Annotated in this window: 21 protein-coding genes; 15 read left to right on the top strand and 6 right to left on the bottom strand. The window is 62.9% G+C overall.

The annotated features are described in order from the left end of the window. Window positions 1-198: 198 nt before the first annotated feature. The 3 genes from infB to truB all read left to right on the top strand — a co-directional run bounded on the left by infB (window position 199) and on the right by truB (window position 4,527). Complete coding sequence (infB, locus tag ACYVNQ_RS07975; RefSeq protein WP_460901946.1) at window positions 199-3,111, top strand: translation initiation factor IF-2; 2,913 nt, start codon at window positions 199-201, stop codon at window positions 3,109-3,111. Window positions 3,112-3,185: 74 nt separating this feature from the next. After that, window positions 3,186-3,551: a 30S ribosome-binding factor RbfA gene (gene rbfA, locus ACYVNQ_RS07970; protein ID WP_460901945.1), complete on the top strand. Its 366-nt coding sequence runs from the start codon at window positions 3,186-3,188 to the stop codon at window positions 3,549-3,551. A gap of 25 nt (window positions 3,552-3,576) precedes the next feature. After that, window positions 3,577-4,527 (top strand): tRNA pseudouridine(55) synthase TruB, encoded by a 951-nt coding sequence (gene truB / locus ACYVNQ_RS07965; RefSeq protein ID WP_460901944.1) that lies wholly within the window; start codon window positions 3,577-3,579, stop codon window positions 4,525-4,527. A gap of 127 nt (window positions 4,528-4,654) precedes the next feature. On the opposite strand, the gene ACYVNQ_RS07960 is transcribed toward truB, so the two are convergent. From ACYVNQ_RS07960 to ACYVNQ_RS07940, 5 genes are all read right to left on the bottom strand, one after another. After that, complete coding sequence (locus ACYVNQ_RS07960; protein WP_460901943.1) at window positions 4,655-5,113, bottom strand: cupin domain-containing protein; 459 nt, start codon at window positions 5,111-5,113, stop codon at window positions 4,655-4,657. 157 nt (window positions 5,114-5,270) lie between these two features. Continuing rightward, window positions 5,271-6,836 (bottom strand): DHA2 family efflux MFS transporter permease subunit, encoded by a 1,566-nt coding sequence (locus ACYVNQ_RS07955; RefSeq protein WP_460901942.1) that lies wholly within the window; start codon window positions 6,834-6,836, stop codon window positions 5,271-5,273. A gap of 42 nt (window positions 6,837-6,878) precedes the next feature. Continuing rightward, the gene (locus tag ACYVNQ_RS07950; RefSeq protein ID WP_460901941.1) at window positions 6,879-8,105 is read right to left on the bottom strand and encodes an EmrA/EmrK family multidrug efflux transporter periplasmic adaptor subunit; all 1,227 of its coding nucleotides are present in this window, start codon (window positions 8,103-8,105) and stop codon (window positions 6,879-6,881) included. A 54-nt stretch (window positions 8,106-8,159) separates the two neighbouring features. Then, entirely contained in the window at window positions 8,160-9,794 is a 1,635-nt protein-coding gene (locus ACYVNQ_RS07945; protein WP_460901940.1) for an efflux transporter outer membrane subunit, read from the bottom strand. 63 nt (window positions 9,795-9,857) lie between these two features. Next, the gene (locus ACYVNQ_RS07940; RefSeq protein ID WP_460901939.1) at window positions 9,858-10,376 is read right to left on the bottom strand and encodes a MarR family winged helix-turn-helix transcriptional regulator; all 519 of its coding nucleotides are present in this window, start codon (window positions 10,374-10,376) and stop codon (window positions 9,858-9,860) included. Between the two features lie 323 nt (window positions 10,377-10,699). On the opposite strand from ACYVNQ_RS07940, the gene typA reads away from it, so the two are divergent. Then, the gene (gene typA, locus ACYVNQ_RS07935) at window positions 10,700-12,523 is read left to right on the top strand and encodes a translational GTPase TypA (protein WP_460901938.1); all 1,824 of its coding nucleotides are present in this window, start codon (window positions 10,700-10,702) and stop codon (window positions 12,521-12,523) included. Between the two features lie 107 nt (window positions 12,524-12,630). Here typA and ACYVNQ_RS07930 read toward each other — a convergent pair whose 3' ends face one another. After that, window positions 12,631-13,014: a hypothetical protein gene (locus tag ACYVNQ_RS07930; RefSeq protein WP_460901937.1), complete on the bottom strand. Its 384-nt coding sequence runs from the start codon at window positions 13,012-13,014 to the stop codon at window positions 12,631-12,633. Window positions 13,015-13,538: 524 nt separating this feature from the next. Between ACYVNQ_RS07930 and ACYVNQ_RS07925 the strand changes: the two genes are divergently transcribed. The 11 genes from ACYVNQ_RS07925 (at window position 13,539) to ACYVNQ_RS07875 (ending at window position 25,932) form a co-directional block, all read left to right on the top strand. Next, window positions 13,539-16,400, top strand: a complete 2,862-nt coding sequence (locus ACYVNQ_RS07925; protein ID WP_460901936.1) for a 2-oxoglutarate dehydrogenase E1 component — start codon at window positions 13,539-13,541, stop codon at window positions 16,398-16,400. A gap of 179 nt (window positions 16,401-16,579) precedes the next feature. Further along, on the top strand, window positions 16,580-17,857 hold the full coding sequence (gene odhB / locus ACYVNQ_RS07920) for a 2-oxoglutarate dehydrogenase complex dihydrolipoyllysine-residue succinyltransferase (protein WP_460901935.1): 1,278 nt from the start codon (window positions 16,580-16,582) through the stop codon (window positions 17,855-17,857). Between the two features lie 114 nt (window positions 17,858-17,971). After that, on the top strand, window positions 17,972-19,402 hold the full coding sequence (lpdA, locus tag ACYVNQ_RS07915; RefSeq protein WP_460901934.1) for a dihydrolipoyl dehydrogenase: 1,431 nt from the start codon (window positions 17,972-17,974) through the stop codon (window positions 19,400-19,402). Between the two features lie 97 nt (window positions 19,403-19,499). Next, window positions 19,500-20,597 carry a cell division protein ZapE gene (gene zapE, locus ACYVNQ_RS07910; protein WP_460901933.1) on the top strand — a complete coding sequence of 366 codons (1,098 nt, stop codon included), beginning with the start codon at window positions 19,500-19,502 and terminating at the stop codon, window positions 20,595-20,597. Window positions 20,598-20,758: 161 nt separating this feature from the next. After that, window positions 20,759-21,211, top strand: a complete 453-nt coding sequence (locus ACYVNQ_RS07905; RefSeq protein WP_460901932.1) for a transposase — start codon at window positions 20,759-20,761, stop codon at window positions 21,209-21,211. 348 nt (window positions 21,212-21,559) lie between these two features. Continuing rightward, window positions 21,560-22,459, top strand: a complete 900-nt coding sequence (locus ACYVNQ_RS07900; RefSeq protein ID WP_460901931.1) for a LysR family transcriptional regulator — start codon at window positions 21,560-21,562, stop codon at window positions 22,457-22,459. Window positions 22,460-22,568: 109 nt separating this feature from the next. Next, complete coding sequence (locus ACYVNQ_RS07895) at window positions 22,569-22,832, top strand: heavy-metal-associated domain-containing protein (protein WP_460901930.1); 264 nt, start codon at window positions 22,569-22,571, stop codon at window positions 22,830-22,832. Further along, window positions 22,825-23,250 (top strand): heavy-metal-associated domain-containing protein, encoded by a 426-nt coding sequence (locus ACYVNQ_RS07890; RefSeq protein WP_460901929.1) that lies wholly within the window; start codon window positions 22,825-22,827, stop codon window positions 23,248-23,250. The genes ACYVNQ_RS07895 and ACYVNQ_RS07890 overlap by 8 nt, the downstream gene beginning before the upstream one ends. Before the next feature lie 182 nt (window positions 23,251-23,432). Beyond that, entirely contained in the window at window positions 23,433-23,984 is a 552-nt protein-coding gene (locus ACYVNQ_RS07885) for a cysteine hydrolase family protein (protein ID WP_460901928.1), read from the top strand. Between the two features lie 92 nt (window positions 23,985-24,076). Then, complete coding sequence (locus ACYVNQ_RS07880; protein WP_460901927.1) at window positions 24,077-24,973, top strand: LysR family transcriptional regulator; 897 nt, start codon at window positions 24,077-24,079, stop codon at window positions 24,971-24,973. A gap of 68 nt (window positions 24,974-25,041) precedes the next feature. Next, entirely contained in the window at window positions 25,042-25,932 is an 891-nt protein-coding gene (locus tag ACYVNQ_RS07875; protein WP_460901926.1) for a LysR family transcriptional regulator, read from the top strand. Window positions 25,933-26,087 lie beyond the last annotated feature (155 nt).

The raw sequence follows: 26,087 nt of genomic DNA, 5'->3' as shown, positions 1-26,087 counted from the left end.
ATGACCATGAACCACTGACCTGAACGCGGCCCTTCGATGCCGCCTCGAAGCCTGCGCTTTAACCGTGCGCATTTGCCATGTGTATTTGCAATGTGCATTTGCCACGATTAAAGCCTGCTTTGAAGCCGCCTCGAAGTGATATGGCCGCACGACCCGATGCTAACCGCAAGGAACTGGTCCTTGCACTAAGAGGAATGAATGGCGAGTAACAACGTAGCCCAATTTGCCGCGGAACTGAAAATGCCTGCAGGCGTGCTGCTCGAGCAGCTGCAGGCGGCGGGGGTCGAGAAAGCAAGTGAAGACGACGCTTTGTCCGAAACGGACAAGGCACGTCTGCTCGACCACTTGCGCAAGTCGCACGGCTCGAACGATGCCGACAAGCGCAAGATCACGCTCACGCGACGGCACACGTCGGAAATCAAGCAGTCCGACGCGACGGGTAAGGCTCGAACCATTCAGGTCGAAGTGCGCAAGAAGCGTACTTTCGTGCGTCGGGACGAGGCAGGGGACCAGGAAGCGGCACCCGGTCAGGCGCTTGATCAGGCGCCTGAAGCGGAAGATCTCGAGCTGCAGCGTCGTGAGGAAGAGGCGCGCCACGAGGCCGAACTGCTCGAACAGCAGGCTCTGGAGCTGAAGGAACGCCAGGAGCGTCTGGAGCGCGAAGAGGCGGAACGCCAGGCGCGCGAACAGGCGGCCGAGGCCGAGCGCCGCCGCGCCGAAGAAGAAGCGAAGAAGCGTACCGCGGCATTGGCCGAGGCCGCTGCGCGCGAGCAGGCCGAGCAGCAGGCGACGCAGGCTGCCGAACAGGATGACGAGCGTGCGGCCGCCGAACGCGCCGCGCAACGCGAAGCAGCGAAGAAGGCTGAAGACGCTGCGCGTGCCGCTGCCGACAAGACGCGCGCTGAACAGGAAGAAGTCGCGAAGCGCCGTGCGAAGGCCGAAGCCGAAGCCCGTGCGATTCGCGAAATGATGAATACGCCGCGCAAGGCCGCGCAAGCCAAGACACCGGAACCCGCGCCGGCACCGAAGCCGGTCGAACAGCCGAAGGCGGCCGAAGCGAAGGGCACGCTGCACAAGCCGGCACGTCCGGCTGGCGAAACCGCGCCGGCGCGTCCGGCGGCGAAGAAGCCTGCTGCAGCAACGCCGGCTTCGACCACCACGCCTTCGTCGGCGCCCGGCGCCGACAAGAAGAAGCCCGGCGGCGGCAAGGGCGGCTGGCAGGACGACGCAGCCAAGCGGCGCGGCATCAAGACGCGTGGCGACAGCAGCGGCGGTGTCGACCGCGGCTGGCGCGGCGGCCCGAAGGGGCGCGGCAAGCATCAGGATTCGACCACCTTCCAGGCGCCGGTCGAGCCGATCGTACGTGAAGTGCACGTGCCGGAAACCATTACGGTGGCCGACCTCGCGCACAAGATGTCGGTGAAGGCTTCGGAAGTCATCAAGGTGATGATGAAGCTGGGTCAGATGGTGACCATCAACCAGATGCTCGATCAGGAAACCGCGATGATCATCGTCGAGGAGCTGGGTCACCGCGCAGTGGCGGCGAAGCTCGACGATCCGGAAGCGATGCTGGTCGAAGGCGAGGCAACCGATGCGGAAGCACTGCCGCGTCCGCCGGTCGTCACGGTGATGGGCCACGTCGACCACGGCAAGACCTCGCTGCTCGACTACATCCGGCGCGCCAAGGTGGCGGCCGGCGAAGCGGGCGGCATTACGCAGCATATCGGCGCTTACCACGTCGAAACGCCGCGCGGCGTCATCACGTTCCTCGATACGCCGGGTCACGAAGCGTTCACGGCAATGCGTGCACGTGGTGCAAAAGCAACCGACATCGTGATTCTGGTGGTCGCCGCCGACGACGGTGTGATGCCGCAGACGAAGGAAGCAATCTCGCACGCGAAAGCGGGCGGTGTGCCGCTCGTCGTGGCGATCAACAAGATCGACAAGCCGGATGCGAATCCGGATCGCGTCAAGCAGGAACTGGTGGCCGAAGGCGTGGTGCCGGAAGAATACGGCGGCGATTCGCCGTTCGTGTCAGTGTCGGCGAAAACCGGCGCTGGCATCGACGATCTGCTCGAAAACGTGCTGCTGCAGGCCGAAGTGCTGGAGCTGAAGGCACCGGTCGAAGCACCCGCCAAGGGCCTCGTGATCGAAGCGAAGCTCGACAAGGGTAAGGGTCCGGTTGCGACGATTCTCGTGCAGTCCGGTACGCTGAACCGCGGCGACGTCGTGCTGGCAGGTAGCGCCTACGGTCGCGTGCGGGCCATGCTCGACGAAACCGGCAAGGCCACCAAGTCGGCAGGTCCGTCGATCCCGGTCGAAATCCAGGGTCTGTCGGAAGTGCCGGCGGCCGGCGAAGAAGTCATCGTGATGCCGGACGAGCGCAAGGCTCGCGAAATCGCGCTGTTCCGTCAGGGCAAGTTCCGCGACGTGAAGCTGGCCAAGCAGCAGGCCGCGAAGCTCGAGAACATGCTCGAACAGATGGGCGAAGGCGAAGTGCAGAACCTGCCGCTGATCGTCAAGGCCGACGTGCAGGGTTCGCAGGAAGCGCTGGTGCAGGCGCTGCTGAAGCTGTCCACCGACGAAGTGCGGGTGCAGATCGTGCACGGCGCGGTCGGCGGCATCAGCGAGTCGGACGTCAACCTCGCGACGGCTTCGAAGGCGGTCATCGTCGGCTTCAATACGCGGGCCGATGCGCAGGCGCGCAAGCTGGCGGAAACGAACGGCGTCGACATTCGCTACTACAACATCATCTATGACGCTGTGGATGAGGTTAAGGCTGCGATGTCCGGCATGCTGCCGCCGGAGAAGCGCGAAGTCGTCACCGGTACGGTCGAGGTTCGCCAGGTGTTCAAGGTGCCGAAGGTCGGTTCGGTGGCCGGCTGTATGGTCACGGACGGCGTGGTCAAGCGTACGTCGTCGGTGCGCGTGCTGCGCAACAACGTCGTGATCCACACCGGCGAGCTCGATTCGCTGAAGCGCTTCAAGGACGACGTCAAGGAAGTGCGCCAGGGCTTCGAGTGCGGTATGTCGGTGAAGAACTTCAACGACATCGTCGAAGGCGATCAGTTCGAAGTCTTCGAAGTCACGGAAGTCGCGCGTACGCTGTAAAAACGCGGCGCCGCGCATAAAGGGGCGGAGCGGGCGCAAAGCCGGCTCCGCCCTTTGTTTTATCGAGCCATCACATGCCTAAAAAACGTACTTCCCCGAATCGCAACGTGCAGATCGCCGATCAGATTCAACGCGATCTGTCCGATCTGCTGCGCGAGGTTAAAGATCCGCGCGTCGGTCTCGTGACGATCCAGAGCGTCGAACTGACGCCGGACTATGCGCACGCCAAGGTGTATTTCACGACGCTGACCGGCGACCCGGAGCAAACCCAGGTCGCGCTGAATCATGCGGCCGGCCATCTGCATAATCAGTTGTTCAAGCGCCTGCATATTCACACGGTGCCGACGCTGCACTTCCACTACGACAAGACGATCGAGCGCGCGGTGCAGATGTCGCGTCTGATCGACGAAGCGAACGCCGATCGCGCGAAAGACGACTGACGATTGACGTTCCGCCTGTGCCGATATGACTGAAGCCTCAAAGAAAGAGCAGCGGCCGCGCGTGCCGCGCCGCGCGTTGGATGGCGTACTGCTGCTCGACAAGCCGGTGGGCCTGTCGAGCAACGATGCGCTGATTCGCGCGAAACGTCTGTATCTGGCGAAAAAAGCCGGCCATACGGGCACGCTCGATCCGCTCGCGTCGGGTTTGCTGCCGCTGTGTTTCGGCGAAGCGACCAAGTTTTCGCAGGACCTGCTCGAGGCCGACAAGACCTACGAAGCGACCATGCGCCTGGGCATCACCACCGCCACCGGCGATGCGGAAGGCGAGGCGCTCGAAGTTCGCGAGGTTCAATGCACGCAGGAGCAGGTGGTGCATGCGCTGGCGCGTTTTCGTGGCGACATCGTACAGGTGCCGCCGATGTATTCCGCGCTGAAGCGCGACGGCAAACCGCTGTACGAATACGCGCGTGCCGGGAAGACGGTGGAGCGCGAAGGGCGCCAGGTGACGATACACGCGCTCGAGATGAGCGCGTGCGCGTTGCCGGACGTCACGTTCCGCGTGACCTGCAGCAAAGGCACGTATGTCCGCACGCTGGCTGAAGATGTCGGCGCGGCGCTCGGCTGCGGCGCGCATCTGATCGCGTTGCGGCGCACCGCTGTCGGCGCGCTGACGCTCGAGCACGCGGTGACGCTCGACGCGTTGTCCGACGCCGCCGAAGGCGAGCGAGACCAGTGGCTGCAACCGGTCGACGCGTTGTTGTCGACGTTTCCCGAGGTGCGGCTCGATGCCGAAGCGACGCGCCGTTTTTTGCATGGCCAGCGCTTGCGTCTCGCGGATCTGTCGATCAGCGACGCGGCGCGGCAGGCGCCGCGCGTGCGCGTGTATGCGGCCGAAGACGCGCGTCTGCTCGGCGTTGCAAAACCGGGCGAGGGCGTGCTGGCGCCGGAGCGTCTGGTGGTGAGCGCGGCGTCCTGAGCCGCAGCGACGACAATTGCGACGGGCAACCGCAGCAACCCGCACCAACCGCAACCCGCACCAACCGTAGCATGCTGCACGCACCAACCACCCCACATCGCGGCGCGCTCACAGGCGCCGCCGCCCATCACTTCTTGATATCGTCCGGGTTATACGTGACGTACATCTTCGTATAACCCTTCGTATCGAACGTGCCCGTCCAGCCGCGCGGCAGCGTGACGGCTTCACCCGCATGCACGGTCATTACCGAGCCATCCGCCGACGTCAGCGTGACGCTGCCCGAGATGAAGTACATGAACTCGTTGTACGGGTAGCCACCCGCCATATCGTCTACTTCATGCAGCGGCCCGGACCGGTACATGCCGGTCTGAAACGCATTGTCTTTGGACGTGAACGTCACGACGTCGGTGGTTGCGTTGCCGTTCTTGTTCTCGTGCACCGCATCCTTGCGCTGAAAGAGGTTCCCGGCGATCTCGGTCTGGGTGGCCTTGATCGGTTTGATCACTTCCGCGTGCGCGGCGCCCGACAATACGGCAAAGCCGAGCGTGACGCCCGCTGCAAGCCGGTTCAGAAAACGACTGTTCATAAAGGTTCGGCAAAAAGCCATCGGCAGATATTGAGATAGCCGAATCTACCGTTTCGGCGTGTTCAAGTCACTTGACCGGCGCGGCCGGGTTCGCGTACGTACGGTTCCGTTTCGCGTGCGTACGCGTTGATCGCGTCGATGCCTCGTGCAGCACACTTCAATGCGCCGCCGAGGCAGCCGCGCCCGCATCGCCGCCGCCCGAGCGCTCAGGTTTGGTGATCCAGATCAGCGCAATCAGCGCGAGGAAGATCCCCGCCGAGATATAGAACAGATCGTTCACGCCCAACTGCGCGGCCTGCTGCGTCGCCATCGAATTGAACAGGCCATACGCCTGTTGCTGGCTGAGTCCTAACTGGCCCATCTGTTGCACCGACGCATCGAAGGTCGGGTTATACGGATTCGCCTGCGTGGCGAGCCGCGCATGATGCAGGATCGAGCGATGATCCCACGCGGTCTGGAAGATCGACGTGCCGATGCCGCCGCACATGATCCGCACGAAGTTCGACAACCCCGAAGCAGCAGGAATCCGGCTACCCGGCAGCCCCGACAGCGTCAGAGACACGAGCGGAATAAAGAAGCCGGCCATCGCGACGCCCTGGATCAGCGTCGGCACGGTCAACGCGAACGTGTCGACGCCGGTCGTATAGCGCGAACGCATCCAGAAACACAGCGCGAAGATGATGAACGACGCGGTCGCGATATAGCGCGGGTCGGTGCGCGGCAGTATCTTGCCGGTGACCGGCGAAAGGAGGATCGCGAACAGCCCGACCGGCGCCATCACAATGCCGGCGTCGGTGGCCGTATAGCCGAGGTCGGTCTGCAGCCACAGCGGCAGCAGCACGAGATTGCCGAAATACAAGCCATAGCCAATCGATAGTGCGACCGTGCCGCCGGTAAAATTGCGCAGCTTGAACAGCGACAGGTCGACCACCGGATGCGCGTCGGTCAGTTCCCACACGATAAAGAACGCCAGCGCGATCACCGCGACCAGCGCCAGCACGACGATCGTGGTCGACGAGAACCAGTCGAGGTCCTTGCCTTTGTCGAGCATGATCTGCAGCGAGCCGACCCAGGTGATCAGCAGCGCGAGGCCGACCTTGTCGATCGGCGCTTTTTTGATAATCGAATCGCGCTCACGGAAGATGGCCCATGTCGCGAGCGCCGCGATGATGCCGACCGGAATGTTCACGTAGAAAATCCACGGCCATGAGATGTTGTCCGAAATCCAGCCGCCGAGAATCGGTCCGGCGACCGGCGCGGTCAGTGTCGTCATCGCCCACATCGATAGCGCCATCGGCGCTTTCGCGCGCGGGTAGCTGGCCAGCAGCAAGGTCTGCGACAGCGGAATCATCGGGCCGGCCACCGCGCCCTGGAACACACGCGACGCGAGCAGGAACGGCAGGTTCGGCGCGAGCCCGCACATCCACGACGAAATCACGAACAGCACGATCGACGCCATGAACAGCCGCACCTGGCCGACCCGGTCGGTCAGCCAGCCGGTGAGCGGCACGGAAATCGCATTGGCGACCGCGAACGACGTGATGACCCACGTGCCCTGATCGGATGCCACGCCGAGGTCGCCGGAAATGGACGGAATCGACACGTTGGCAATCGACGTATCGAGCACGTTCATGAACACCGCGAGCGATACCGCAATGGTGCCGATTACCAGCCGTGCGCCTTCCAGCGGTGGATGGGCAACCGGTGCTTGAGCCTGAGCCATGGGCGAGCGTGCCTTATAGCGAGAGTGGAAGAGGCGTCGCGCTTACATGACCGCCGCGTTTTTCGGGCCGCGTCCGGCCGCGGCCTTTTGCGGCGCGTTCGCCGCGGGTCCGGCGTTCTGCGCGATGATGCGGGCGATCTCCGCATCGGCTTCGTCGCCGTACTTCGCGAATACGTCGGTCTGGTAGATGGTGTTCTGCGCGTTGCCGAGCTGGCCGCCGTTTTCGTTCTTGATGTCGACGTCGGCCTGCATCGACAGGCCGATGCGCAGCGGGTGCTGCTCGAGCTCATGCGGGTCGAGCTCGATGCGCACCGGCAGGCGCTGCACTACCTTGATCCAGTTGCCGGTGGCGTTCTGCGCCGGCAGCAAGGAAAAGGCGGAACCGGTACCAGCGGAGAAACCAACAACTTTTCCGTGGTATTCCACCGACGATCCGTACACGTCCGCGGTCAGCTTGACCGGCTGGCCGATGCGCATGTGCTTGAGCTGCACTTCCTTGAAATTGGCGTCGACCCATACCGCGTTGAGCGGCACGATCGCCATCAGCGGGGTGCCGGGCGATACGCGCTGGCCGACCTGCACCGAACGCTTCGCGACATAGCCGGTGACCGGCGCAGGCAGCGTATTGCGCGCGTGGTTCAGATACGCGTCGCGCACCCTGGCCGCTGCCGCCATCACGTTCGGATGGTTGGCGATGGTGGTGTTCGCGGTCAGTGCCTGGTTCGACGCGAGTTGCTGCTGCGCGGCGTCGAGTGCGGCCTGCGCGCTGCGCACCGCGTCGCGTGCGTGCGAGATTTCTTCCTGCGATACCGCGCCGGTTTGCGCCACCTGCATGCGGCGGTGCAAGTCGTCTTCGGCACGCGACAGGTCGCTGCGACGTACCGCTACTTGTGCCATGTACTGGTTGTCGTCGGCGAACAGGCCGCGCACCTGGCGCACCACCTGCGCGAGGTTCGCTTCGGCCTGCTGCAGTGCGACCCGCGCATCGGCCGGATCGAGCACGACTACCGGGTCGCCGATCTTCACGGTCTGGGTGTCGTCGGCGTTCACCGCGATCACGGTGCCGGTCACCTGCGGCGTGATCTGCACGACGTTGCCGTTCACGTACGCGTCGTCGGTCCCCTCGACAAAGCGCGCGACGAGGAAGTAGTACAGACCGTATGCGAGCCCCGCCAGCAGGATCACGATGACGATCAGCGTCATCATGAACTTGCGTTTGCCGTTACCGGCGGGTCGTGCGCTCGGGGCGGGTGGTTGAGGCGTGCTCATGGTGTGCTCCGTATACGTTCGTTTCGTGTAATGGACGCGGACCGGTCGAGCCGGTCAGCGTGCCGCCTGGCCCATGGCGGCAGTGGTGGTATCGGCTTGCATACTTGCGCCGGAGTCGGCGTGGGTGACGGAGTGGTCGGTGCTTGCGCTGGCATTGCCGTTAGCGCCGCCCGGCGCCGCGGCTACCGCCGGCGCGGAAGCGGGCGCCGGCGCCGGCGTGGCAAGCCCAGTCCCGCTCGCGTCGAAGCCGCCGCCCAATGCCTTCACCAGCCCGATCTGCAGATCGCGGCGGCGCATCTTCAGGTTGGTCACCGCCTGCTCGGCGGCGAGCCGGTTGTCGTCGGCGTTCAGCACCTGCAGCTGCGGCGACAGCCCGGCCTTGTAGCGGATTACCGCCAGTTCGTATGCCTTGCTCGACGCATCGAGCGCACGCTGCGCATCGGCGGATTGCCTGTCGTTCGAACGGATCGACGAAACCTGCGTCGCGACTTCGTTCAGCGCATTGATCAGCGTCTGGTTGTAGTTCGCGACGTCGAGGTCGAAGTCGGCGTAGTTGCCTTTCAGTTTCGCGCGCAACGCGCCCGCATCGAAGATCGGCAGATGGACCGCCGGGCCCACCATCACCTGGCGGCTGGACCACGTGAACAGATCGCTCCAGCCGAACGCATCCAGCCCGAAATTGCCCGTCAGGCTGATATCAGGGAAGAACTCCGCCTGGGTGCTCTTCACGTCGTGCAGCATTGCTTCGACCTGCCAGCGCGCCGCGACGAGGTCGGGCCGGCGCGACAGCAGATCGGCCGGCACGTTGTCCGGCAGCGTCACCGCGCCGCCCGGATGGACGATCGGCTCGGCGATCTGCAGACCGCGGTCCGGGCCCTTGCCGAGCAGCGCACCCAGCTGGTAACGCACCACGGTGATCTGGCCGTCGAGCTCGGTCAGGCTCGACTGGCTGGTCGCAATATTGCCGCTCGCGGTCTGCCGTTCGACGTTGGTGTCGAGCCCGGCGGCGACGCGTCCGTTGGTGATCGTGCCGATCGTCTGACGGTTGTGGATTTCGCGCGCGGCGATGTCGCGCAGCGCATAGAGCTGGGCCAACTGGTTGTAGGTGCTCGCCACGCTGGCCGACAGCGTCACGCGGACCTGCTGCACTTCGGCTTGCGCGACCTTTTCGCGCGACACCGCGGCGTTCAGCTTTGCGCGGTTCTTGCCCCACAGGTCGAGGTCCCACGTCGCGCTGGCGAGCAGGTTGTGCTCGCTGTCCCACTTGCCGCCGATCGGCGCGACGAACAGGCCGTTCGGCGAATAGCGCTCGCGGGTCCACGAATAGCTGGCGTTGAGTTGCGGAAACAGCGCCGAGCGCGAGTTCTCGATATACGAAGCCGCCTTCGCGAGACGCGCCTGCGCCTGCGCGATCGACGGGCTGCCTTGCAGCGCCTCGTCGATCAGCCTGGGCAACTGCGGGTCGCCGAACTGCTCGGCCCAATCGAGCGTCGGCCATTGGCCGCCCTCGGACGGCAGGCTTTGCGCGGAGTCGAACTGGCTGGCCGGCGCGAGCTGCTTGTCGCTTTTGATGCCCGCGTAGTTCACGCACCCGGCCAGCGCGAACACGGCCGCGGCCGCGGTTGCCGCTGCAACGACGGCGGCAGCCCGACGCGGCTGGCCGGGCTGCAATGAGAAGTCAGACTTCATCTCTCCCATCCCTTTGTTATCTAGTCGATCCGGATCTGGGTCATGGACACTGCAAGCAATTTCCTACGGCTTCAGCTCGGAATTGATTGCCGTGTCACGGGTTATGCCCGCTGCATCGACGTTGTTGTTGGCCAGTACCCGCCTCAGCAGGCTTTTCAGAAAGCCGGTTTCTTCGGGCGAGAAGCCGGACAGCAGCTTGCCCGTTACGTCGTTGAAAATGGCCGGCAGGCGCGCGGCGATCGCACAGCCCTCGTCGGTCAGCGCGAGCCGCACGACGCGCCGGTCTTCGCTGCTGCGCACCCGCGTGAGCAGCCCGCGTTTCTCGAGCCGGTCGATCAGACGGGTTACCGCGCTGGCGTCGATGCCGTATTCGCGCGCCAGTTCGGCGGCCAGCAGGCATTTGCCGCTTGCCACCATGAACAGGATGCTGGCCTGCGTGCTGGTAATGCCGAGTTCGGTCATCGCGCGCTGCGTGACCATGTTGGACATCGTCGATTTCACGCGGGAAATCAGATAGCCGACGCTTTCCGCGAGTTGGTAGTCGCGAATCTCTTGCGGCGGCGTGGGGGACGGGTCGCTCATGGATTCTCGTGAAACGGCAATGGTTGACTAGGCATGAGTATATGAATGCTTAATTGACATGGCAAGCGTTTTTTGCAGATCGGGGAAAGGTGTGTTGCCGGATGCGGCGCGGCCCAGCTGCGGCGCGATGGCCACATGCTGGCTGTGCGATTGCGTCGATTCGCCGGCGCGGTAGAGAGCAGGGCGAGCGCTTTCCGTAAGGGATTACCAGAAACCCGACATGTGCCCATGCTATAATGTGAGGTTCCCAGAAGCCCGTCCGCTTTTATTCCGGTGTCCATCCAGGCCCGACAGCTGGCGCGCTCATTCGTCCCCAGGTTCCTATGTCCCGCGCTCTTCGCAACATCGCCATCATTGCCCACGTCGACCACGGCAAGACTACCCTCGTCGACCAGCTGCTCCGCCAATCCGGCACCTTCCGCGAGAACCAGCACATCGCTGAACGCGTGATGGATTCGAACGACATCGAAAAGGAGCGCGGCATCACGATTCTTGCGAAGAACTGCGCGGTCGAATACGAAGGCACGCACATCAACATCGTCGACACGCCGGGCCACGCCGACTTCGGCGGCGAAGTGGAGCGCGTGCTGTCGATGGTCGATTCGGTGCTGCTGCTGATCGATGCGGTCGACGGCCCGATGCCGCAAACCCGCTTCGTCACGCGCAAGGCGCTTGCACTCGGCCTGAAGCCGATCGTCGTCGTCAACAAGATCGACCGGCCGAGCGCGCGTCTGGACTGGGTGATCAACCAGACCTTCGATCTGTTCGACAAGCTCGGCGCGACCGAAGAGCAGCTCGACTTCCCGGTGGTGTATGCATCGGCGCTGAACGGCTATGCCGGTCTCGAACCCGACGTGCGCGAAGGCGACATGCGGCCGCTGTTCGATGCGATTCTGCGCCACGTGCCGGTGCGCCCGGCTGACCCGGACGGTCCGCTGCAGCTGCAGATCACGTCGCTTGACTACTCGACCTACGTCGGCCGGATCGGCATTGGCCGTATCAATCGCGGCCGTATCAAGCCGGGCCAGCAGGTGGCGTTGCGCTTCGGCCCGGAAGGCGAGGTGCTGAACCGCAAGATCAATCAGGTGCTGTCGTTCGAGGGTCTCGAGCGCGTGCAGGTGGAAGAGGCGCAGGCCGGCGACATCGTGCTGATCAACGGCATCGAGGAAATCGGCATTGGCGCGACGATCTGCGCGCCGGACAAGCCTGAAGCGCTGCCGATGATCACCGTCGACGAACCGACGCTGACGATGAACTTCCTCGTGAATTCGTCGCCACTGGCGGGCAAGGAAGGCAAGTTCGTCACGAGCCGCCAGATTCGCGACCGTCTGATGAAGGAACTGAACCACAACGTTGCGCTGCGCGTGCGCGATACCGGCGACGAAACGGTCTTCGAAGTGTCGGGCCGCGGCGAGTTGCACCTGACCATCCTGGTCGAAAATATGCGCCGCGAAGGCTTCGAGATGGCAGTGTCGCGTCCGCGCGTGGTGCTGCAGGAAATCGACGGCGTGAAGCACGAGCCGTACGAAATGCTGACGGTGGACGTCGAAGACGGCCACCAGGGCGGCGTGATGGAAGAGCTTGGCCGCCGCAAGGGCGAAATGCTCGACATGGCGTCGGACGCGCGCGGTCGCACGCGCCTCGAGTACCGCATTCCGGCGCGTGGCCTGATCGGCTTCCAGAGCGAATTCCTGACGCTGACGCGCGGCACCGGCCTGATGAGCCACGTGTTCGACGCATACGGCCCGATCCGCGAAGGTTCGGTCGGCGAGCGCCGCAACGGCGTGCTGATTTCGCAAGATGACGGCGCGGCCGTTGCATACGCGCTGTGGAAGCTGCAGGACCGCGGCCGCATGTTCGTGAAGCCGGGCGATCCGCTGTATGAAGGCATGATCATCGGCATTCACAGCCGCGACAACGATCTGGTGGTGAACCCGATCAAGGGCAAGCAGCTGACCAACGTGCGCGCGTCGGGTACCGACGAAGCAGTGCGCCTCGTGCCGCAGATCCAGATGTCGCTCGAATACGCAGTCGAATTCATCGACGACGACGAACTGGTCGAAGTGACGCCGGCTTCGATCCGTCTGCGCAAGCGCCATCTGAAGGAACACGAGCGCCGCCGCGCCAGCCGCGAAACAGCGGAATAAGGTTGTGAGAGAAAGGCGCCCTCGGGCGCCTTTTGTTTTTATGGCGTCAGCCACTGCATCAAGTCGCGATGCAGTGCAGTACGCACACGAAGCGCGGCCGGCTGTTCTTAGTAGCGCACGATTTCGGGGTTCGTCCGGGTGCGATTGCCGTCCTTGTCATAGTCGAACTCGCGATCCCTCACGAGAATTCCGCCATCTCGCACCTGCTGATCGGATTCGTGCGTACGCTTGCCGTTCGTGTCGAAGTCGTACCTGACCGAATTACCGTTTTCGTCCTCCAGATACTCTGATTTCATCGTCTTCTTGTCGGGGTAGTAGCTGGCTCCGCCGGTGACGGTAGTGCCGTAGAAGTCCGGCTTCGGATCCGGCTGCGAGAGTGCAAAAGCGGGGTATGCAGCGCCTTGCTGGGCGGCTCCGGTTTGCGGGGCGGCAGCGGGCGCTTCCGGGTAGTTTTGCAGCGCCGTCGAAGCAGCAAGGGTATTGATATTCATAAAGCTCCTTTCGATCAAAGGTAGTGAGTGCCTGGGCGCGCGACGCCAGATAGGGTGTCGCGGCCGCAGCCCAGCGGCATAACGAATACCGTGGATACGGCACCGGCTGGCTGGGCATCTCGACTATGCGCAAGTCGCGTCATGCGTGGGCAACGCCGTTGCACTACATCCCAATCGCGTTGCCTTGATGCAGAAAGTCCGCCTATACCGCGCTATACCGTCTTTGCGCGGCTATTTCTATTTAAGCAACTGCCTATTGTCTTTACCTTTTGGCAGACTGTTGCAAATGCGCCGAACCCCGCGCACAGGCCCGTCTTGTCAGGCTCCGAGCCCTTTCCCAGAAAGGCTTCGACCCTTGTCAATCGGGCATTCCGCATAGTTCTGTGCTATTCTCCGCGGATGCCAGTTTTAGGTCCTTCCAAGCAAGACTTGATTCGCGCAATCCGCTAAACGGTCAGGCCGTGTCGCGGAAGGTTCAACAACCCGCTATTTCTCGAGAAGCTCGAAGAAAGGTGAGCGTAAACATGATGAAGCAATTCCAGCTGAACTCGTATCTGTTCGGCGGCAATGCTCCGTACGTAGAAGAACTGTACGAAGCGTATCTCGACAATCCGGCGTCAGTGCCCGAGAACTGGCGCAGCTATTTCGACGCGTTGCAGAACACGCCTGCGTCGGATGGCACGAACATCAACGACGTAGCTCACGCTCCGATCGTCGAATCGTTTGCGCAGCGCGCCAAGGCCAACGCCTTTGTGCAGCGCCCCACCGGCGGCGCAGCTGAAGATTCCACCGCGCGCAAGCAGGTGTTCGTCCAGTCGCTGATCGATGCCTATCGCTTCCTGGGCTCGCAATGGGCCAATCTCGATCCGCTCAAGCGTCGCGAACGTCCCGCCATTCCCGAACTCGAACCCGCGTTCTACGACTTCACCGAAGCCGACATGGACCAGGTGTTCAACGCGAACGCGCTGTACTTCGGCGTCGAGCAGGCATCGCTGCGCGATATCGTGAAGAATCTGCGCGACACGTACTGCGGCACGATCGGCGCCGAGTACATGTACATCAGCGACCCCGAGCAGAAGCGCTGGTGGAAAGAGCGTCTGGAGTCGATCCGCTCCACGCCGAATTTCACCAACGACAAGAAGAAGCACATCCTCGGCCGCCTGACCGCGTCCGAAGGCCTCGAGCGCTTCCTGCACACCAAGTACGTCGGCCAGAAGCGCTTCTCGCTGGAAGGCGGCGAGAGCTTCATCGCGTCGATGGACGAAGTCGTGCATCACGCGGGCGCTGCGGGCGTGCAGGAAATCGTCATCGGCATGGCCCACCGCGGCCGTCTGAACGTGCTGGTGAACACGCTGGGCAAGATGCCGGCTGACCTGTTCGCCGAGTTCGAAGGCAAGCACGTCGATGACCTTCCGGCAGGCGATGTGAAGTACCACAAGGGCTTCTCGTCGGACGTCGCGACCGAAGGCGGCCCGGTCCACCTGTCGCTCGCGTTCAACCCGTCGCACCTCGAAATCGTCAACCCGGTGGTCGAAGGTTCGGCGAAGGCTCGGATGGATCGCCGCGGCGACGACATGGGCCTGCAGGTGCTGCCGGTGCAGATCCACGGCGACGCGGCCTTCGCGGGCCAGGGCGTCGTGATGGAAACGCTGAACCTCGCGCAGACGCGCGGTTACGGCACGCACGGCACGCTGCACATCGTCATCAACAACCAGATCGGCTTTACCACGTCGGACCCGCGCGACTCGCGCTCGACGCTGTATTGCACGGACGTGGTCAAGATGATCGAAGCGCCGGTGCTGCACGTGAACGGCGACGATCCGGAAGCGGTCGTGCTGGCCACGCAGATCGCGATCGATTACCGGATGCAGTTCCACAAGGATGTCGTGGTCGACATCATCTGCTTCCGCAAGCTGGGTCACAACGAGCAAGACACGCCGGCGGTCACGCAGCCGCTGATGTACAAGACGATTGCGAAGCACCCGGGCACGCGCGCGCTGTACGCTGAAAAGCTGGTTCAGCAAGGCGTGATCACCGCGGAGCAGGGCGACGAGTTTGTCAAGGCGTACCGTAAGGCGATGGACGAAGGTCACCACACGGTCGACCCGGTACTGTCGAACTACAAGAGCAAGTACGCAGTCGACTGGGTGCCGTTCCTGAACCGCAAGTGGACCGACGCAGCCGATACAGCCGTGCCGCTCGCGGAACTGAAGCGCCTCGCGGAACGCATCACGACGATTCCGGACAACTTCAAGGTGCACCCGCTGGTCGAGCGCGTGATCAACGATCGCCGTGCGATGGGCCGTGGCGAAGCGGCACTCGACTGGGGTATGGGCGAGCATCTGGCATTCGCGTCGCTGGTCGCATCGGGCTACGCGGTGCGTCTGACCGGTCAGGATTCGGGCCGCGGCACGTTCACGCACCGCCATTCGGTGCTGCACGACCAGAACCGCGAGCGCTGGAACGACGGCACCTACGTGCCGCTGCAGAACGTCGCCGAAGGTCAGGCGAAGTTCTCGGTGATCGACTCGGTGCTGTCCGAAGAAGCGGTGCTCGGTTTCGAGTATGGCTACTCGACCGCCGAACCGAACACGTTCGTCGCATGGGAAGGCCAGTTCGGCGACTTCGTCAACGGTGCGCAGGTCGTGATCGACCAGTTCATCTCGTCGGGCGAAGTGAAGTGGGGCCGCGTGTCGGGCCTGACGATGCTGCTGCCGCACGGCTACGAAGGCCAGGGCCCGGAGCACTCGTCGGCGCGTATCGAGCGTTTCCTGCAGCTGTGCGCAGACCACAACATGCAAGTGGTGCAGCCGACCACGCCGGCGCAGATTTTCCACCTGATGCGCCGTCAGATGATCCGCCTGTTCCGCAAGCCGCTGATCGTCTTCACGCCGAAGTCGCTGCTGCGTCACAAGGAAGCGGTGTCGGACCTGTCGGAACTGGCGAAGGGCTCGTTCCAGCCGGTCATCGGCGAAGTCGACGAAGCGATCGAACCGAAGAAGGTCAAGCGCGTGCTGGCCTGCTCGGGCCGCGTGTATTACGACCTGGTCGCCCATCGCCGCGAAGCGAAGGCGAACGACGTCGCGATCTTCCGGATCGAGCAGCTGTATCCGTTCGCGCACAAGCAGTTCGAAGCGGAAATGAAGAAGTACGACAACGCGACCGAAGTGGTGTGGGTGCAGGACGAGCCGCAGAACCAGGGCTCGTGGTTCTACATCGAACACCATCTGAAGGAAGGCATGAAGGAAGGCCAGAAGCTCGCGTACAGCGGCCGTCCGGCATCTGCATCGCCGGCTGTCGGTTACTACGCGAAGCACTACGAGCAGCAGAAGGCGCTGGTCGAAGGCGCATTCGGCCGTCTGAAGAGCGCAGCGATCGTCAAATAACGAGAACACGCGAACCGGGAAAGCGCAGCACGCTTTCCCGCACCGCCTTCAACGGTCCTGCCGCGAGCCATGAACTCATCGACCCCTCGCGACAGCGCCCCGCGGTGCGGCAGGTTCGCCTAAACCGCCGTTACCCATAAGCGCGTCTACGCGCCTATACGAATACCCAGGAAAATCAAATGGCTATTGTAGAAGTCAAGGTTCCCCAGCTGTCCGAGTCCGTCTCGGAAGCCACGATGCTGCAGTGGAAGAAGAAGCCCGGCGAAGCCGTCGCGCAAGACGAAATCCTCATCGAAATCGAGACCGACAAGGTCGTGCTCGAAGTGCCGGCACCCTCGGCCGGCGTGCTCGCACAAGTGATCAAGCATGACGGCGATATCGTGACCGCCGACGAACTGATCGCCAAGATCGACACCGAAGGCAAGGCTGGCGCCGCTGCCGCCGAAGCCGAAGTGAAGCCGGCACCGCAAGCGGCTGCTGCCGCACCGGCTGCTGCTGCACCGGCTGCCGCCGCTGCTAACGCAAATGCCGCTTCGTCGCCTGCCGCGACCAAGCTGATGGCCGAGAAGAACCTGTCGGCTGGCGACGTCGCCGGCACGGGCCGCGACGGCCGCATCACGAAGCAGGACGTGCTGGGCGCGGGCGCTGCTGCGCCGGCACCGGCTGCTGCCAAGGCTGCTCCGGCTGCCGCCCCGAAGGCTGCCAAGCCGTCGCTGCCGGACGTCAAGGCGCCGGGCGCCGACCAGTGGCTGCACGACCGTCCGGAACAACGCGTGCCGATGTCGCGTCTGCGTGCGCGTATCGCCGAGCGTCTGCTCGAGTCGCAGCAGACCAACGCGATCCTGACCACGTTCAACGAAGTGAACATGGCTCCGGTGATGGACCTGCGCAACAAGTACAAAGACCGCTTCGAGAAAGAACATGGCGTGAAGCTCGGCTTCATGTCGTTCTTCGTGAAGGCAGCGGTGCACGCGCTGAAGAAATTCCCGCTGGTGAACGCGTCGATCGACGGTAACGACATCGTCTACCACGGCTACTTCGACATCGGTATCGCAGTCGGTTCGCCGCGCGGCCTCGTGGTGCCGATCCTGCGCAATGCAGATCAGCTGAGCCTCGCCGACATCGAGAAGAAGATCGCCGAATTCGGCCAGAAGGCCAAGGACGGCAAGCTGTCGATCGAAGAAATGACCGGCGGCACGTTCTCGATCTCGAACGGCGGCGTGTTCGGCTCGATGCTGTCGACGCCGATCATCAACCCGCCGCAGTCGGCGATCCTCGGCGTGCACGCGACCAAGGAACGCGCCGTGGTGGAAAACGGCCAGATCGTGATCCGCCCGATGAACTACCTCGCGCTGTCGTACGACCACCGCATCATCGACGGCCGCGAAGCGGTGCTGTCGCTGGTCGCGATGAAGGATGCGCTGGAAGATCCGGCGCGCCTGCTGCTCGACTTGTAATCGTTCGTACCGCACGCCACATACGCGTAGTGCAATGCGCGTAGTCAGTCAGTAACGAAGCGATGCGCGCCACGAAACGTGGCCGCGCATCGCTTCGCCATCGAAAGGATAGTCATGTCCAAAGAATTCGACGTCGTCGTGATCGGTGCCGGTCCCGGCGGCTATATCGCGGCAATCCGTGCCGCGCAGCTCGGCAAATCGGTTGCCTGTATTGAGAAGTGGAAGAACCCGGCCGGCGCGCTGAAGCTCGGCGGCACGTGTCTAAATGTCGGCTGTATTCCGTCGAAGGCGTTGCTTGCTTCGTCGGAAGAGTTCGAGAACGCATCGCACCATCTCGCCGACCACGGCATCAGCGTGGAAAACGTGAAGGTCGACATCGCGAAGATGCTGGCCCGCAAGGAAAGCATCGTCGAGAAGATGACCAAGGGCATCGAGTTCCTGTTCCGCAAGAACAAGATCACGTGGTTGAAGGGCCATGGCAAGTTCACCGGCAAGAGCGACGCCGGCGTGCAGATCGAAGTGAGCGGCGAAGGCGAAACCGAAACCGTCACCGCGAAGAACGTGATCATCGCGACCGGCTCGAAGGCGCGCCATCTGCCGAACGTGCCGGTCGACAACAAGATCGTCGCCGACAACGAAGGCGCACTGACCTTCGATACGGTTCCGAAGAAGCTCGCCGTGATCGGCGCCGGCGTGATCGGTCTGGAACTCGGCTCGGTGTGGCGCCGCCTCGGTGCCGACGTGACGGTGCTCGAAGCGCTGCCGGAATTCCTCGGCGCGGCTGACCAGGCACTCGCGAAGGAAGCCGCCAAGCAGTTCAAGAAGCAGGGCCTCGACATCCACGTCGGCGTGAAGGTCGGCGAGATCAAGACGACCGACAAGAGCGTGTCGATTGCCTACACCGACAAGGACGGCAACGCACAATCGCTCGACGCCGACCGCCTGATCGTGTCGATCGGCCGCGTGCCGAACACCGATAACCTCGGCCTCGAAGCGATCGGCCTGAAGGCCAACGAACGCGGCTTCATCGACGTCGACGACCACTGCGCGACCAGTGTGCCGAACGTGTACGCGATCGGCGACGTGGTGCGCGGCCCGATGCTCGCGCACAAGGCCGAAGACGAAGGCGTGCTGGTGGCCGAAATCATCGACGGCCAGAAGCCGCATATCGACTACAACTGCATTCCGTGGGTGATCTACACCGAACCGGAAATCGCATGGGTCGGCAAGACCGAGCAGCAGCTGAAGGCCGAAGGCCGCGAAGTCAAGACGGGCCAGTTCCCGTTCATGGCGAACGGCCGCGCGCTTGGCATCAACAAGGCGGATGGTTTCGTCAAGATGATCGCCGATGCGAAGACCGACGAACTGCTCGGCGTGCACATCATCTCGGCGAACGCATCGGACCTGATCGCCGAAGCCGTGGTGGCGATGGAATTCAAGGCGGCGTCGGAAGACCTCGGCCGCATCTGCCATCCGCACCCGTCGCTGTCCGAAGTGATGCGCGAAGCGGCGCTCGCCGTCGACAAGCGCGCACTGAACATGTAATTCCGTAAAGCCCGATTCCTCGCATTGGGTATCACGACGAAGGCGGGCAGGGTGACAACCCTCCCGCCTTTGTCATATCTTGCTGCCGCTGCATAAGATGAACGTCACCGAATACTACGAAAACGAACTGCAGACGCGGGGCTACCAGTCCGATCCTGCGCAACGTGCCGCGGTCGATCGCCTGCAGCGCTGCTACGAAGAGTGGCAGGCGTACAAGGCGCGCCGGCCGAATGCGTTCATGAAGCTGATCATGCACCCGGACTTGCCGCGCGGCGTGTACATGTGGGGCGGCGTTGGGCGCGGCAAGAGCTTCCTGATGGACAGCTTCTACAAGATCGTGCCGCTGACGCGCAAGACGCGTCTGCACTTCCACGAGTTCATGCGCGAGGTGCACCGCGAACTCGAGGAACTGAAGGGCCAGGCCGATCCGCTCGACGAGCTCGCGCGCCGCATCGCGAAGCGCTACCGGCTGATCTGCTTCGACGAATTCCACGTGTCGGACATCGCCGACGCGATGATCCTGTACCGCCTGCTCGACCGGCTGTTCAACAACGGCGTGCAGTTCGTGATGACCTCCAACTACGATCCGGACACGCTGTACCCGGACGGCCTGCATCGCGACCGGCTGCTGCCGGCGATCGAGCTGATCAAGAGCAAGCTCGACGTGATCAACGTCGATGCGGGCGTCGACTACCGGCAGCGCACGCTATCGCAGGTCGAGGTGTATCACGCGCCGCTCGGACAGGTTGCAAGCAACGCGCTGCGCGATGCGTATACACGCCTCGCCGCGGTGCCCGACGAAAGCCCGCTGCTGCGCATCGAGAAGCGCGAGCTGAAGGCACTGCGCCGCGCGGACGGCGTCGTATGGTTCGATTTCGCAACGCTGTGCGGCGGCCCGCGCTCGCAGAACGACTACCTGGAGCTGGCGTCGCGCTTCCACGCGGTGATCCTGTCGGACATCCCGCAGATGACGCCGCGCATGCAGTCCGAAGCACGCCGCTTCACGTGGCTGATCGACGTGTTCTACGACCACAAGGTCAAACTGCTGATGTCAGCCGCAGTGCCGCCCGAGCAACTGTACGTCGAAGGCCCGATGGCCAACGAATTTGCGCGCACCGTGTCGCGCATCGTCGAGATGCAGTCGCAGGAATATCTGGATACGCCGCGGCGTATTGTCGACACTTCGCTGACCTGAGCGGCGCGCCGCGCGCGCCAGGCTGAACGGGACAGACAGGCGCCGCCCTATGCCAAATGGCATAGGGCGGCGTCGCATTTTCAAGATTCGGATTGTTCTGATATCCGGGCCAGGGGCGAGTCGATATCTTCGTCGAGGTATCGACAGAGGAGAAAAAGACCTTGACCCCGTACCGTGATATCACTGATGAAGAGTGGCTGCGCGTCGCGCCGCTGCTCCCCGAACTGAGACCGCGTGCCGAATTGCGCGGCCGTCCTTTAGCCAACACCCGCTCCGTCCTCAATGGCGTGCTGTGGGTAATGTTCAGCGGCGCCACCTGGTCCGCCATGCCGCGCAAATACCCGTCCTATCAAACCTGCCACCGGCGCTTCAAGGCGTGGCATCAATCCGGTGTGCTAAAGCGTGTGCTCGAACAGCTGTTCGGCACAGCCGCGCACGACCTGTGCGATTCGATGGAAGCGCGCATGCGCCTGAATGTGCCGGGCCCGGTAAAGGAGATGCCGGCCGTACCGGCCGAAGCACCGTCCGTACCGCTTACCTATACGCCGGCGCAGGGCACGCCGCTGGTGTCTCCGGCCTTCGACTTTGCGCGTTCGTTCAAGCGCGCGGCGTGACGCGGTGTAGGCCGCCATGCCGCGGGTGGCAGCTCGGGTCAGCCTGACGTCGATCGTCGTCAGGCTGCCGGGCTGCCCACGCCATCTGCGCCAGCCGCGCGCGAAACATAAATACACATTTTCTTCTTGCTGTTCGCCATCGCGACGATCAGGGTTTCCATTCGGAAGACCGGAACACGCGTCACCCGATTCTCCTAAGAGGAATACGATGCCGCGCATCCTGTTGCGCAACGCGCTTGCGTGTCGGCGGTGAAGCGGCGGCGAAGCCGACAAGCACAGTCTGATTGAATCACCCCATAATTGGCATGATCTGCGAAGCCAACGGACCATGACCAGAGCGGGAACGATATGGATCGACTCGATGCGATGGGCGCCTTCCTTGCCGTGGTGGACGAGGGCGGGTTCGCTGCCGCCGCCCGCAAACTGAAGATCTCGCCGCCGGTGGTCACGCGTGCGGTCAGCGATCTGGAAGCGGCGATGGGGGTGCGGTTGCTGATCCGCACGACGCGCATCGTGCGGGTCACCGAAATCGGCGCGCGTTACGCCGACGACTGCAGGCGCATCCTTTCCGACATCGCCGCCGCAGAGGAAACCGCGGCCGGTACACACGGCTCGGTGCGCGGCCGTCTGGTCGTGACGGCCTCTGCGCTGTTCGGCAGAATGTACATCGTCAGTATTCTCAACGAATACCTGTTGCGCTATCCGGAAACGGAGATCGACTGCCGCCTGGTGGATCGCGTCGTCAATATGGTCGACGAAGGTGTCGACGTTGCGATCCGCATCGGCCCACTGCAGGACTCCAGCTATCAGGCGATTCGCGTGGGCGAGGTCCGGCGCGTGGTTTGCGCATCGCCGGCGTATCTGGAGCAGCATGGCGCACCCATGTCGCCTGACGAACTGGCGCGGCACACGGTGATTTCCTCCGCCGGCGTGACGCCGTCGAACGACTGGCAGTTCATGCGTGACGGGCAACCCGTTACGGTACGCATTCAACCAAGGCTGAATCTCACCACCAACGACGCCGCACTCGCTGCCGCACTCGACGGCTTCGGCATCGTTCGCACGCTGTCCTACATGGTGGCGCAGGATCTCGCCGCCGGGCGTCTGGTCGAACTGCTGCACGACTTCCGGCCGCCTTCGCTACCTATCCATGTGATGCATCATGAAGGGCGCCATGCGGCGCAGAAAGTGCGCGCCTTCCTCGATATGGCGATCGAGGCGCTGCGCAGCGACCCCGCCTTGCAGTGATCACTCTGCCGAATTCACAATCTCACACCGGCACGCAAGTGGCTGCTTGACCTTCCCGCCACGGGAAGCTTGAACCTTGAGGCGTACCCCAACCTCAAGGAGTCTTGTCATGCAAAGCATCCAGTCCACCTCTGCCTCCGCTTCGATCGAACGCGTCGAGCTCGACATTCAAGGCATGAATTGCGCATCGTGCGTACGCCACGTCGAACATGCGCTGCGTGAAATCACATCGGTCAGGAAGGTCGTCGTCGATCTCGCCTCCGGCCGCGCGAGCATCGATTCGATCGATGCGATTGATCCGGAACAGCTGATCGCCGCCGTAGAAGAAACCGGCTATACGGCCACCGTCGTTCAAGGCACGGCACATGGATGACCCGGTCACGTTCCAGTTTCCGGTCTCAGGCATGACGCACGCAAGCCGTGCGGCCGAAGTCGAGCAGGCACTGCGGAAAGTCGACGGAGCGGGCAAGGTTTGCGTCAGCTTCGTCGATCAGCAGGCTCGTCTGCAGGCTCCGGCCGGCAGCTTGTATGCGTTGCTCGACGCCGTGCATTCGGCGGGCTGTTGCGTACCGGAAAACGCGCTGGAGCTGTCGATCGTCGGCATGACATGGGCCTCGTGCGTCGGCCGGATCGAACGCGCGCTCGGCGAGGTGCCGGCAGTCAAAGGCGCCCGCGTCGATCTCGCCACCGGGCGTGCGCTCGTCAAGATCTGCGGGAGCGTCGATCCCGCCGTGCTTGTCGCTGCCGTCGCGAAGATGGGCTACGCCGCCCGGCTCGTTCAGAACGCCTGAGCCGAACCACTCTACTGCCTGGCCGCAAGGGTCTATTCGCGCTCAGAGCGATTCTCACGATCAGGTAACGAGAGGATATTGAATGCAGCGGAACAATATCGTTCTCCGATGGTTCCGGTCCGACAAGGCAGTACGACTGACTGCATTGATTCCCGACACACCTCACATCAATGGAACTGAAAATGACCCAGCAGGCACTTATCGTCGTAGACATCCAGAACGACTATTTCCCGGGTGGAAAATGGCTACTGGCCGGCGTCGACGCCGCAGCGGATAACGCGGCACGCATCATCGACCACGCGAGAAAGAATGGCGATGCCGTCATTCATGTTCGCCACGAAACGCTCGGCGGCAACGCACGCTTTTTTGTGCCGGGCAGCGAAGGCGCGCAGATTCACCCCAAAGCAAAGAATCTCGCAGACGAACAGGTCATCCTCAAGAACCAGCTGAACCCGTTTCGGGAAACGGCGCTGAAAGAGGTGTTGGACAAGCTGGGCATCGAACGCGTGGTGGTGGTCGGCAACATGAGCCACATGTGCATCGATGCAGTGACCCGCGCCTCCGACGATTTCGGCTATCAGACCACGGTGATTCACGATGCGTGCGCGACGCATGACCTCGAATTCAACGGCGTAAAAGTACCGGCTGCCTACGTGCACGCTGCTTTTATGGCCGCGCTGGAATTCGGTTATGCAAAAGTCGTCTCGACGGATGAGTTTGTGTCGCAGGCGTGATATCGAAGCGCGCGATGACGTGCCGGCGCATCGATAGTCGATGGGCCGGCACGCGCCACGCAGTCTAGAGACATCGCTTTCCCGAGAAAGATATGGACCGCTTCAGGGCAATGGAAACCTTCGTGGCAATCGCCGATGCGGGCAGCTTTACGATTGCCGCCAATAAACTGCAAGTGTCGCCGTCGGTGGCGACCCGGCTCGTGAAAGAACTGGAGAGCCACCTCGGCACCCGCTTGCTGACGCGCTCGACACGGATGTTCAGATTGACCAGTGCGGGCACACAGTATCTGGCGGAGTGCCGCCGGCTGATCGCCGACATCGTCAACGCCGAGGTATCGGCCGCCGACGCGCATGGTTTGCCGCAAGGGCGACTGACGGTGTCCGCACCGGAGTCGTTCGGCAAGTTCTATGTGACGCCGGTGGTTTCGGAGTACCTGTTGCGCTTTCCTGACGTGCAGGTGGTCGCATGGTTCATGAACCGTTCGATGAACCTGTCCGACGACGGAGTCGATGTTGCGTTCCGCATCGGCAAGGTGCCCACCACGAATTTTGCAGCCGCTACGGTAGGCAACGTGCGCCATGTGCTGTGCGCGTCGCCCGGGTATCTCGAACGCTACGGCACGCCTGTGCGCCTCGATCAGCTGACGGAGCATCGCATCATTCATGCGGTGGGCGGGTCGTCATCGCCGGAGTGGCGCTTCTTCGACGGCGTAAACCCGCTCGCGATCCGCTTGCGTCCGCGGCTGACCACCACCAGCGAGTCCGCTATCGATGCCGCTGTCGCGGGCCTGGGCATCACCCGCATGTTGTCGTGCCAGATTGCCGATCAGTTGCGCGACGGTTCGCTGAAGATCGTTCTGGCCGACTTCGAACCGCCCGCGCTGCCGGTTAGCGTGGTCCATCGCGGTGGCCTGTATGTCGGCCGCAAGATCAGCGCCTTTATCGACCTTGCCGTGGATACCTTGCGTTCAGACCGTTCGCTTAACTGAGCGCGCGGTGCACGTATCCGCAGCAGAATTTCTTTGGCAGATGTGATGTGATGGACCGAATCCATGCGATGACCACCTTTGTCTCCGTCGTCGACGGCGGCAGTATTTCTGCCGCCGCGCGCCGGATGAACACGTCGACATCGGGTGTCAGCCGGACCATTTCCATGCTGGAAGCTCGGCTGAACGTCAACCTGATGATCCGCACCACGCGGGCATTGCGCCTGACCGATGCTGGATCCGTGTTCTACGACGAATGCCGTCGCATCCTCACCGACATCGAAAGAATCGAACTGCTGGCAACCGGTACGCACACCGCGCCGCGCGGACCGCTTACGGTGACTGCGCCGGCGCTGCTCGGCAAGATGTATGTGGTGCCCATCCTCACCGAATACCTGCGGCTGTGTCCGGAAGTCGATATCGATTGCCGGCTGGACGACCGCGTGGTCAATCTGATCAGCGAAGGGGTGGACGTGGCGATCCGGGTCGGCGAATTGCCTGATTCGTCGGCACAGGCTATCCAGGTTGGAAAGTTGCGACGCGTGGTGTGCGCGACGCCGGCGTATTTTTCCCAGCACGGCATGCCGCACAAGCCGAAGGATCTTGCCGAGCACGTGACCATTCACGCGGCGGGTTTGCTGGGCTTGCCGGAGTGGCGCTTCCTTGTCGATTCGACGCCGGTCGGCATTCGCTTGCGGCCGCGCCTGACGACCAGCACCACCGAATCCGCGATTGCCGCGGTGAAATCGGGGTTTGGCATTGCGAGCCTGTACGCGTACCAGGTCGACGAGGCCTTGCGCAACGGCGAACTGGAAATCGCGCTTGCGGAATACGAACCGCGACCGTTGCCGATTCATATCGTTCATCGCGAGGGTATGTACGCGGCGCAGAAGGTTCGCGCCTTCATCGATCTCGCGATCAGGCGTTTGCGGTTAGAGGATTCCTTGAATGGCCGCCTGTGACGGCTAGCACTTGCAGCGCGACTCTAGCGATTCTGCGGGAAAGTGCATTCGCCAACGTGAATATTCTAAAGCGGCTGTAACGGGAGGATATTGGTTACAGCAGGACGTGCCTTCCCGTATTTTGGAAACGAAAAATCTCTTTATTGACGATCCGA

Source organism: Paraburkholderia jirisanensis (genome assembly GCF_054782355.1).
The sequence above is the reverse complement of the archived record's forward strand: the minus strand, read 5'-3'. Positions and strand labels throughout refer to the sequence as shown.

Excerpts from the sequence above, each read along its gene's own strand:
- ACYVNQ_RS07960 (WP_460901943.1), bottom strand. The coding sequence starts at position 5,113 with ATGAACAGTCGTTTTCTGAACCGGCTTGCAGCGGGCGTCACGCTCGGC.
- rbfA (WP_460901945.1), top strand. The coding sequence starts at position 3,186 with ATGCCTAAAAAACGTACTTCCCCGAATCGCAACGTGCAGATCGCCGAT.
- zapE (WP_460901933.1), top strand. The coding sequence starts at position 19,500 with ATGAACGTCACCGAATACTACGAAAACGAACTGCAGACGCGGGGCTAC.
- ACYVNQ_RS07945 (WP_460901940.1), bottom strand. The coding sequence starts at position 9,794 with ATGAAGTCTGACTTCTCATTGCAGCCCGGCCAGCCGCGTCGGGCTGCC.
- lpdA (WP_460901934.1), top strand. The coding sequence starts at position 17,972 with ATGTCCAAAGAATTCGACGTCGTCGTGATCGGTGCCGGTCCCGGCGGC.
- ACYVNQ_RS07950 (WP_460901941.1), bottom strand. The coding sequence starts at position 8,105 with ATGAGCACGCCTCAACCACCCGCCCCGAGCGCACGACCCGCCGGTAAC.
- ACYVNQ_RS07900 (WP_460901931.1), top strand. The coding sequence starts at position 21,560 with ATGGATCGACTCGATGCGATGGGCGCCTTCCTTGCCGTGGTGGACGAG.
- ACYVNQ_RS07880 (WP_460901927.1), top strand. The coding sequence starts at position 24,077 with ATGGACCGCTTCAGGGCAATGGAAACCTTCGTGGCAATCGCCGATGCG.
- ACYVNQ_RS07895 (WP_460901930.1), top strand. The coding sequence starts at position 22,569 with ATGCAAAGCATCCAGTCCACCTCTGCCTCCGCTTCGATCGAACGCGTC.
- truB (WP_460901944.1), top strand. The coding sequence starts at position 3,577 with ATGACTGAAGCCTCAAAGAAAGAGCAGCGGCCGCGCGTGCCGCGCCGC.
- typA (WP_460901938.1), top strand. The coding sequence starts at position 10,700 with ATGTCCCGCGCTCTTCGCAACATCGCCATCATTGCCCACGTCGACCAC.
- infB (WP_460901946.1), top strand. The coding sequence starts at position 199 with ATGGCGAGTAACAACGTAGCCCAATTTGCCGCGGAACTGAAAATGCCT.
- ACYVNQ_RS07885 (WP_460901928.1), top strand. The coding sequence starts at position 23,433 with ATGACCCAGCAGGCACTTATCGTCGTAGACATCCAGAACGACTATTTC.
- ACYVNQ_RS07940 (WP_460901939.1), bottom strand. The coding sequence starts at position 10,376 with ATGAGCGACCCGTCCCCCACGCCGCCGCAAGAGATTCGCGACTACCAA.
- ACYVNQ_RS07925 (WP_460901936.1), top strand. The coding sequence starts at position 13,539 with ATGATGAAGCAATTCCAGCTGAACTCGTATCTGTTCGGCGGCAATGCT.
- ACYVNQ_RS07955 (WP_460901942.1), bottom strand. The coding sequence starts at position 6,836 with ATGGCTCAGGCTCAAGCACCGGTTGCCCATCCACCGCTGGAAGGCGCA.
- ACYVNQ_RS07875 (WP_460901926.1), top strand. The coding sequence starts at position 25,042 with ATGACCACCTTTGTCTCCGTCGTCGACGGCGGCAGTATTTCTGCCGCC.
- ACYVNQ_RS07930 (WP_460901937.1), bottom strand. The coding sequence starts at position 13,014 with ATGAATATCAATACCCTTGCTGCTTCGACGGCGCTGCAAAACTACCCG.
- ACYVNQ_RS07890 (WP_460901929.1), top strand. The coding sequence starts at position 22,825 with ATGGATGACCCGGTCACGTTCCAGTTTCCGGTCTCAGGCATGACGCAC.
- odhB (WP_460901935.1), top strand. The coding sequence starts at position 16,580 with ATGGCTATTGTAGAAGTCAAGGTTCCCCAGCTGTCCGAGTCCGTCTCG.